Source organism: Burkholderia sp. Se-20378 (assembly GCF_017104665.1).
In the GTDB taxonomy this organism is placed as follows: Bacteria; Pseudomonadota; Gammaproteobacteria; order Burkholderiales; family Burkholderiaceae; genus Burkholderia; species Burkholderia lata.
This window is the reverse complement of record NZ_JAAGPG010000373.1, coordinates 1-8,628: the sequence shown is the minus strand read 5'-3', so window position 1 is coordinate 8,628 and position 8,628 is coordinate 1. Positions and strand designations below refer to the sequence as shown.

Below are 8,628 nucleotides of genomic sequence, written 5' to 3'. Positions count from 1 at the left end.
AACGCCCAGCCGTCGGCCTGCTCGCGCAGCGCGACCCGGCCGACCCCGCACTGCTGGGTCAGCCGGCCCGGCGTGCGCGGCTGGGCGCCGCTTTCCAGGAACGCATGCGCGGTGCCCAGCGTCGGGTGGCCGGCGAACGGCAGTTCGCCCTCCGTCGTGAAGATCCGGACGCGGTAGTCGGCTTCCGGATCGGTCGGCGTGCAGACGAACGTCGTTTCCGACAGGTTCGTCCAGCGGGCGATCGCGAGCATGTCGTCGTCGCCGAGCGAATCGGCGTCGAACACCACGGCGAGCGCGTTGCCCTTGAACGGCACCGCCGTGAACACGTCGACCTGCTTGAAGCGGACCCGAGGACCGGACATCGCGGTGCGTCCGTTACGCCACTTCGGCGATCAGCTCGATCTCGACGCACGCGCCGAGCGGGATCTGCGCCACGCCGAATGCCGAGCGCGCGTGCTTGCCTGCGTCGCCGAACACTTCCGCGATCAGTTCCGACGCGCCGTTCGTCACGACGTGCTGTTCGGTGAAGTCGAGCGTCGAGTTGACGAGGCTCATCAGCTTGACGATGCGCGTCACCTTGTTCAGGTCGCCGGTGTGCGCGTGCAGCGTCGCGAGCAGGTCGATCGCGATCGAGCGGGCGGCGGCCTTGCCGTCTTCCGTCTGCAGATCCGCGCCGAGCTTGCCGGCCCAGACCTTGCCGTCCTTCTTCGCGATGTGGCCCGACAGGAAGACCGTGTTGCCGGTTTGCGCGCTCATCACGTAGGCGGCGGCCGGTGCGCCGGCGGTCGGGAGCTCGATGCCGAGCGACTTGAGTTTGTCGTAGACGTTAGCCATGTATTCGATTCCTCGTAGAGAGTCGTGACAGGAAAAAGGGGATCAGAGGCGCTCGCGCAGCAGCTTGCCGAGGCGCGCGACGCCTTCCTCGATCTTCTCGGGCGGCACCGTCACGAACGACAGGCGCAGTGTGTTCTGCTGCGCGTTGTCCGCGAAGAACGGTGCGCCCGGCACGAAAGCGACGTGGTTGTCGACGGCCGTGGCGAGCAGCTTCATGCTGTCGATCTGCGCGGGCAGGTTCACCCAGATGAACATCCCGCCTTCCGGGCGGTTCCACGTGATGCCTTCCGGCATGTGGCGTTCGAGCGCGGCGAGCATCGCGTCGCACTGCGCGCTGTACAGTTCGCGGATCGTCGGGATGTGTTCGTCGAGGAAGCCGTCCTTGATCACTTCGTGCGCGATGCGCTGCGTGAGCGTCGGCGTGTGCAGGTCGGTGGCCTGCTTGGCCTGCACGAGCTTGAAGTGGAGCTCCTCGGGCGCAATGATGTAGCCGATCCGCAGGCCCGGTGCGAGCACCTTCGAGAACGTGCCGAGGTGCACGATGTGATCGGGCGCCATCGACAGCATCGTCGGCAGCGGTTCGCCGCGGTAGTTCAGCGCGCCGTACGGATCGTCTTCCAGCACCGGGAACGGGCTCGACTGCGCAAACGCGGCGAGCGCGCGGCGGCGCTCGACGGGCAGGCGGCGGCCGGTCGGGTTCTGGAAGTTCGGCTGCGCGTACAGCAGGCGCGCGCCTTGCGTAAGTTCGGGCGTGAGGCCGTCCGGCAGCAGGCCCTGCTCGTCGGTCGGCACCTGCACGTAGCGCGGCTCGTACAGCGAGAACGACTGCAGCGCGCCGAGGTAGGTCGGGGTTTCGACGAGGATCGGGCTGCCCGGATCGACGAGCGCCTTGCCGAGCAGGTCGAGCGCCTGCTGCGAGCCGGTCGTGATCAGCACCTGCGACACGCGCACGCTGTAGCGCTCGGCGATCCATTCGCGCAGCGGCAGGTAGCCTTCGGTCGCGCTGTACTGGAGCGCGGCGGCCGGCGCGTCGCGCAGCACGCGATCGGCGGCGGCGCGCATGCGCTCGGCCGGGAACGTGGCAGGGGCGGGCAGGCCGCCGGCGAACGAGATGACCTCGGGGCGTTCCGTGACCTTCAGGATTTCGCGGATTGCAGAGCTCGTCAGCTTGCGTGCGCGTTCGGAAAGCTGCCAGTGCGGCGGATGCAGGTCGCTCGGATTCATAGTCTCCTCGTTCGGATATCGTGGTCAGTCAAGAAAGGTCGTTCGGGCAAATCGCTTCGACGCTGCCGGGTGGGCAGGCACGAGCGCGATCGAGCCTTCGCGGCCGGGTGGGCAAAACCGATCAGGCAAAACGTCCATTATGGCGCAGCTGTTCAGCCGGCGCGAGCCGGTTGCGCGGCGGTGGCGACCGCCGAGCGGCGCCCGAGCATCACGGTCGCGATCACCGCGGCCGCGAACAGCCACGTCGACGACGTGACCGTTTCGCCGAACAGCAGCGCGGAAAAGGCGATCGTGAAGAAAATCTGCAGCAATTGCACCTGGCCGACGCGCGCGATGCCGCCCATCGCGAGCCCCGCATACCAGGCGAAAAAGCCGATGAATTGCGAAAAGAGGGTCACGTAGCCGAATGCGAGCCACGTGCGCAGGGCGAGCGGGCCCGGATGCGCCGCATGCTGCATCCACGCGAGCCAGCCGACCGGCAGCACGAGGAACGGCGCGGACACGACGAGCGCCCAGCAGATCACCTGCCAGCCGCCGATCTGGCGCGCGAGGCGCGCGCCTTCCGCATACCCGAGCGCGCCGATGCCGACCGCGACCAGCATCAGTGCGTCGCCGGCCTGCACGGTGCCGCCGCCGTCGCGCAGCGCGAATGCGATCACGAGCGCGCTGCCGGCCACCGCGCTGGCCCAGAACGCCTTCGACGGCCGCTCGTGCGACAGCCATGCCGCGTACAGCGCGACGAACAGCGGCTGCAGGCCGTTGACCACCGCGCCATGCGACGCCGGGACCGATTTCATCGCCCACGCGGAGAACACCGGGTACGCGATGATCACGCCGAGCGACGTGATCGCGAGGCTTTTCAGTTGTGCGCGAGTCGGCAGCGGCTCGCGGCGCCACCACAGCAGCAGGCCGGCCGGTACCGCGGCGGCAAGCGCGCGGCCGAGCCCGTTGAGCAGCGGATGGAGTTCGGAGACGACGATACGCGTCATCGGCAGCGTCAGGCTGAAGATCATCACGCCGATGAGGCCGAGCAGCATGCCCCGGGTTTCGCGCGAATTCATGTGAGGGGTGTCTCCGTGTTGCCAGTATTGGTGTCGTTCAGGGCGGGCGGCAGGGTGTTCAGTGCAGCGTGCGCGCGCCCTGCGGCGTGTCGAATTCGGCGACCAGCGCGGGCGGGCCGTCGGCGGCTTCCAGGTCGAACAGCGTCGCGAACGCCGCGACGAGCACGGCGCCGATCATCAGGAAGCGGTTGCGGGTGGCGCGCATGGTGGCGAGCAGTTCGTCGTCGAGCGCGATGCCGCCGACGAGCCACTGCCACTGCGGAATCGTCGTGAACGACACGAATTTCGCGGTCGGCCCGCCATCGTGCGCGGCCGGGTCGGTCGACGTGTACGCGAGCCGCCCCTGGCCGGCCGCGAGCATCTGCGCGTACGGCGCCCGCGCGTCGTCGGCAGGCTTGCCGTCGGCATCCGGATGCACGACGAAGGTGCCGCGCGACGGGCCCTGCGATGCATCGAGCACGAAGTAGTAGCCGTTGTCGCCGATCTTCAGCGACCGGATGCCGTCTTCGACGAGCTTGAGTTCGGCGCCGATGTCGAGGCCGACGAACAGCGCGCCGATCACGCGGCCGGTCGCATCGGTCACCGGCTTGTACTGCGTGATGTACGGCCGGCCGAACAGCTTCGCGAGGCCCGTGTAGCTGCGTCCGGCGACGAGCGGTGCGTACGCGGGGCCGGCACGGTCGAGCTGGGTGCCGACTGCACGCGAGCCGTCCTGCTTCTTCAGCGACGTCGTGATGCGCACGAAATCGTCGCCGTTGCGCACGAAGATCGTTGCGATCGCGCCGCTTTTCTTCAGGAACTGGTCGGGAATCGAATAGTCGAGGTCGAGCGGCTGGCCGCCCGCGTAGAGGGTTGGCGCGGCGACGCCGCCGATGTCGACGGTGCGTGCCGCGTCGAGCGAGAAATCAGGCGGCAGGAAGCTCGCGAACAGCGACATCGAACGGTTGGCTTCGGCCGACAGCGCCTTGTCGAACAGGTCGACCATCGCGCGGATCGACTGTTCCTTGTCGACGATCCGCATGTGTGCTTCTTCAGCGAGCTGCTGGCCGGCGAAATGAGCGAGCGTCCACGCGAAAACGGTAAACAGCAGGGCGACGAGCGCGCACGCCAACGCGGCAAGACGCGCGCCGACGCTCACCCGGCCCAATTGGGTCAATCTCATGCAACATCCTGAGTGGGGAGGGAGAGGAGGCGGAACGCACGCGTCACCGCTAGTCGCCCGGTTAATACGGCAACTTCGGCGAAATCTTTAGCGGAGCGTCGTCGATGGCGGCGCCGGCAGGTGCGGCCGTCGCGCGGGTGTGCGACGAGATGAGGGTGTCAGTGCGTCACGAGCCACGCGATCACGAGATACCGCGCGACCTTCGCGACGGTGACGATCGCGAGAAACGACGGCAGCGGCTCGCGCAGCACGCCGGCGATCATCGTCAGCGGATCGCCGATCACGGGCGCCCAGCTCAGCAGGAGGGACCAGCGGCCGTAGCGTGCATACCAGCGCTCGGCGCGCGCGAGCGCAGCGGGCTTGACCGGAAACCAGCGGCGCTCGCGGAAGTGCTCGATGCCGCGCCCGAGCGCCCAGTTGATCACGGAGCCGGCCACGTTGCCGATGCTCGCGACGAGCACCAGCGCCCACACGGGTTCGCGCCCGGCGATCAGCAGGCCGGCGAGCACGGCTTCGGACTGGAGCGGGAACAGGGTCGCGGCGACCATCGACACGGCGAACAGGCCGCCGTAAGTGAGCAATTCGGACATCGCGCGATTGTACCGGGCACGCGCCGGCCAACCTGGGGCACCGGGTCACACGGTCATGCGTTCAGGCATCAAGCGGCGTCGGCCGTGCCGAACAGTAGGTGCGAGATCAACGACTTGTCGACGGGTTCGTCGTTGAGCGTGCTGGCCAGCAGTTCGCCCGCGAGCTGCTGCGGCGAGAACACCATGTCGGGCTTCAGCAGGCGCAGCCGTTCGAGGTTGCGCTGGTGGTTCACGAGCGCGACCGTGCGCACCGACGGCGCGATCTCGCGGATCGCGAGGATGATGAAGGCATTTTCGGCGTCGTCGGAGCGCAGCGCGAGCACCGCGCGCGCGGTCGCCGCGCCGGCGCTTTCCAGCACCGCGTGGTCGGTCGCATCGCCGACGATCAGGTCGGTCGTGGCCGGATAGTTGTGCTCGACGCCGCCCGGCACGACGACGGTCACTGCGTAGCCGCGCTTGCGCAGCCCGTCGTGCACCGCATGCGCGACGGGTGTCGCGCCGACGATCAGGTAATGATGCTTGCGGATCACGTTCGAAATGCCTCCCTTGACGATCCGTTTCAGATTGCCGCCGATCACGGGGCCGACGACCGCGCTGATCGACGTCGCGAACACCGTGATGCCGAGCACGATCACCGACGCGGTGAACAGGCGCGCGGTCGGCGCGTGCGGAACGATGTCGCCGTAACCCACCGTCGACATCGACACGATCGAGAAATAGACGGCCGTGGCGAGATCGTGGACGGGCGGCGTGAATTCGTCGCCGAGATACAGCACGCCGAAGGTCGCGTAGATCAGCAGCGACACGATGCTCAGCAACGCGAACAGGCTGCTCGCGGCGACGCTCGCGCGGTCGAAGTGCCGCCAGTAGTACAGCAGCGCGACGGCCAGCACGGCCGTATAGACGAACACGGCGTGGCTGCGATAGCCGCCGAGCACGCTGATCGCGGCGGCCGCGACCAGCAGCAGGATCGACAGCACCCACGCGACGCGGGCGCGCAGCACGATGCCGATGGCCATCGTCGCGAGGCCGGCCGCGACGATCACTTGCGGCAACACGACGAGCCCGGCGTTGTCGATGAGGTTCAGCGCATCGGCGAGCCATGCGTGATGCACGCCGAGCTTTGCATGCTCGACGACGGGGCGCAGCACCATGAGCGCATCGAGCGCGAGGAGGAGAGCGAGATACCAGTGCAGGCCGACCGGCGCGAACAGGCGCCGCAGGCGGGGTGTGAGGAGCTTCATCCAGTCGCCCGGCTGGCCGGGCATGTCCAACGGAACAGCCGCTACCCTAAAGCATTCGGCGATCGCCTGCTTTTTCGAGGCGCCTTGACGGCGGCGGCGATGAAGCCCGCCGCCCGGCCGTTCAGTTCCAGCCGACCATGATCGCACCCATCCCGACGAGCAGCCCGCCCGTCACGCGGTTCATCGCGCGCATCCGCGCGGGCCGTTGCAGCGCGCGGCTCAGCCGGTGCGAGAACAGCGCCATCGACGCGACGCCGCCCGCGAACAGCACCGCGAACGTCGTCGCGAGCAGCAGGTACTGCTGGTTCAGGCTCCAGTCGGCGCTGGGGCTGATGAACTGCGGGAAGAACGACGGGAAGAACAGCAGCGTCTTCGGATTGAGGCCCGAGGTCGCCAGGCCGCGCCAGAACAGCGCACGGTGGGAGTCGGTCTCCGCCGCTGCCGGCCCGGCCGAGGCCGCGGGCGCGCCGGCCGGTGCACGGCTGAGCCACTGCTTGCAGCCGAGCCAGACGAGGTAGGCCGCGCCGGCCCAGCGCAGCACGGTCAGCGCACGTTCGTCGAGATGCACGAGCGAATTCAGGCACAGCGCGGTCAGCGCGAGTTGCAGCAGCACGGCGAGCGTGCCGCCCCAGACGCACGGCAGCGCGCGGCGCCAGCCGGCGCGTAGCGCCTGGTTCATGGTGAGGAGGTTGACGGGGCCGGGAGCGTAGACGAGAACGGCGGAAGCAGCGAGAAACGAGAGGTAAAGCCTGAACGACATGACGGGTAGGGCAGGAACAGGAACACGGGCGCCGAAGCCGCGCGGCCGGATAGGCGCGCGGGCGGCGGGGAATCGCATGCCTGCTGGCCGGCACCGCAACTCGTGATTGCGGCCATGCGTCCCGGTGCGAAGGGGTTGTCGCGGGGAGCGTGCCGGACAGCAGGCATGGGTAAAAATATATCAAGGGGCCGGATTAAAAGGCTTCCGCTTTTCCATACAAACCGACACAAATCCGGAATGTCGTTCAGATAGAATCCCGGTTTTCAGAAGAAGATTCTTTCCGCCATGGCCACACGTGAACGCTCGCCGAAAACGCTCGACAGTCAGGACCGCAAGATCCTCGGCGCACTGCAGAAAAATGCGCGTCTGTCGAACGCCGAACTGGCCGAACAGATCGGCATGTCGACCACCGCGTGCTGGAACCGCACGCGGCAGCTCGAGGTGGACGGCTACATCGACGGTTACGTCGCGCTCGTCAATCAGCGGAAGCTGGGTTATGCGGACATCGTGATCCTCGAAGTCACGCTCGATCGCCACGAGGACGACGCGCTCGCGCGCTTCGGCGAGGAACTCGCCGCACTGCCCGAGGTGCTCGAGGCCTATCTCGTGTCGGGCGAGTACGACTACTGGATCAAGGTCGCGGTGGACGGCACCGCCGGCTACGAGCGTTTCCTGCGCGAAAAGCTGTACAAGATTTCGAGCATCCGTCACAGCCGCTCGATGTTCGCGCTGCGCTGCATGAAGGACGTGCCGTCGATTCAGGTGTGATGGGAGTCAGCATGCGGCCGGCGTTGCAACGACGGCGCAGGTGGCTGCGCGTGGGCGCGAGGAAAGGTGGCAGCCGGGTGTGGCGCAAGCCGCATCGCGCGGTTCGGCACCCGGGCCGGCAAAGCGGATGAATCTTCCATCCGGGACGATCCGGCGTAATCGCGCGCCGGCTCGATAACGGCGGCCCGCCCGGGCAACCGTCAGACAAAACCGCGCCGGCGCCGATCGGCGCCGGCATCGGCTTCAATTCAAGGTGATTTCTACGCGCTCCCGACGCTGCGAGCGCATTCGACCGGGGCAACCGCGGCCGGTTTCCGACCGACAGCCAGACGATGCGCCATGCGCTGCATGCCGATGCCCGACGCTGCGGCCTCGTGGCGCGCGTCCGGGCAAGCGGGTCAGGCAGGGCGTGGTGCGATCAACTGGCGGCCGGTCGTGCCGTTCAGTGCGGCAGGCGTGCGTGTGCTTCAGCGATGACTTCGCAGTTCTCGAGGTGGAGTGCCCAAGCTTCTGCAATCAGGTCGCTCACACGTGCGAGCCAACCAGCGGATTCGGTGGAACGGTCGGAGACATTAGACGTTTGCATGACGAAGCCCCATATAGGTGGCGAGTTAGGGATAACCCTAATCATAGCGAAACGTCTCCGCTTTGTGAAATGCGATTTCGTTATATGAGAATTACTGACAATTGGTGTTGCTGCTTTGCAACATGAATATCGGATGCCTGCGAGTGGCCCACAGGCGTGACGAGGCCGTGCCGGCACGGCCTCGCATGGAACAGGAAAGGGGATTCGAGCGGTGGGAGGACGTCGGTCGCGGCGTGCAGCGGCTTACCGGCCGATCCACCCGAACCGCCACGACAGCCGCCGCGTCGCGGCGAGCAACGTGTGCGCGAGCTCGCTGTCCGGCCCGCGCGGGAAGCCGCGCGACGAGCCGATGATCGCGATCACGAGCCGGATGCTGCCGGTGTGATCGAACACGGGCGA

Annotated in this window: 8 protein-coding genes and 2 pseudogenes; 1 reads left to right on the top strand and 9 read right to left on the bottom strand. The window is 67.5% G+C overall.

What is annotated here, in order from left to right; genetic code table 11:
• The 8 genes and pseudogenes from G3N93_RS28505 to G3N93_RS28470 form a co-directional block, all read right to left on the bottom strand.
• On the bottom strand, positions 1-362 hold a 362-nt coding region (locus G3N93_RS28505), incomplete at its 3' end, for a PhzF family phenazine biosynthesis protein (protein WP_206134458.1).
• Positions 363-375: 13 nt separating this feature from the next.
• Positions 376-834, bottom strand: coding sequence for a RidA family protein (locus G3N93_RS28500; RefSeq protein ID WP_011352811.1), 459 nt, complete (start codon positions 832-834; stop codon positions 376-378).
• Between the two features lie 42 nt (positions 835-876).
• Positions 877-2,058, bottom strand: coding sequence for a PLP-dependent aminotransferase family protein (locus G3N93_RS28495; protein ID WP_011352810.1), 1,182 nt, complete (start codon positions 2,056-2,058; stop codon positions 877-879).
• A 152-nt stretch (positions 2,059-2,210) separates the two neighbouring features.
• Positions 2,211-3,119 carry a DMT family transporter gene (locus G3N93_RS28490; RefSeq protein WP_174943199.1) on the bottom strand — a complete coding sequence of 303 codons (909 nt, stop codon included), beginning with the start codon at positions 3,117-3,119 and terminating at the stop codon, positions 2,211-2,213.
• Positions 3,120-3,255: 136 nt separating this feature from the next.
• Positions 3,256-4,281 (bottom strand): annotated as a pseudogene (locus G3N93_RS28485) (Cache 3/Cache 2 fusion domain-containing protein); the annotation flags it as partial.
• Between the two features lie 158 nt (positions 4,282-4,439).
• Entirely contained in the window at positions 4,440-4,871 is a 432-nt protein-coding gene (locus G3N93_RS28480) for a YqaA family protein (RefSeq protein ID WP_046547713.1), read from the bottom strand.
• Positions 4,872-4,939: 68 nt separating this feature from the next.
• Complete coding sequence (gene kch, locus G3N93_RS28475) at positions 4,940-6,115, bottom strand: voltage-gated potassium channel protein (RefSeq protein WP_174983122.1); 1,176 nt, start codon at positions 6,113-6,115, stop codon at positions 4,940-4,942.
• A gap of 121 nt (positions 6,116-6,236) precedes the next feature.
• Entirely contained in the window at positions 6,237-6,875 is a 639-nt protein-coding gene (locus G3N93_RS28470; protein WP_206134457.1) for a LysE family translocator, read from the bottom strand.
• Between the two features lie 285 nt (positions 6,876-7,160).
• Between G3N93_RS28470 and G3N93_RS28465 the strand changes: the two genes are divergently transcribed.
• Positions 7,161-7,643 carry an Lrp/AsnC family transcriptional regulator gene (locus G3N93_RS28465; RefSeq protein ID WP_021159229.1) on the top strand — a complete coding sequence of 161 codons (483 nt, stop codon included), beginning with the start codon at positions 7,161-7,163 and terminating at the stop codon, positions 7,641-7,643.
• A gap of 829 nt (positions 7,644-8,472) precedes the next feature.
• Here G3N93_RS28465 and G3N93_RS41760 read toward each other — a convergent pair.
• Positions 8,473-8,628 (bottom strand): annotated as a pseudogene (locus G3N93_RS41760) (IclR family transcriptional regulator); the annotation flags it as partial.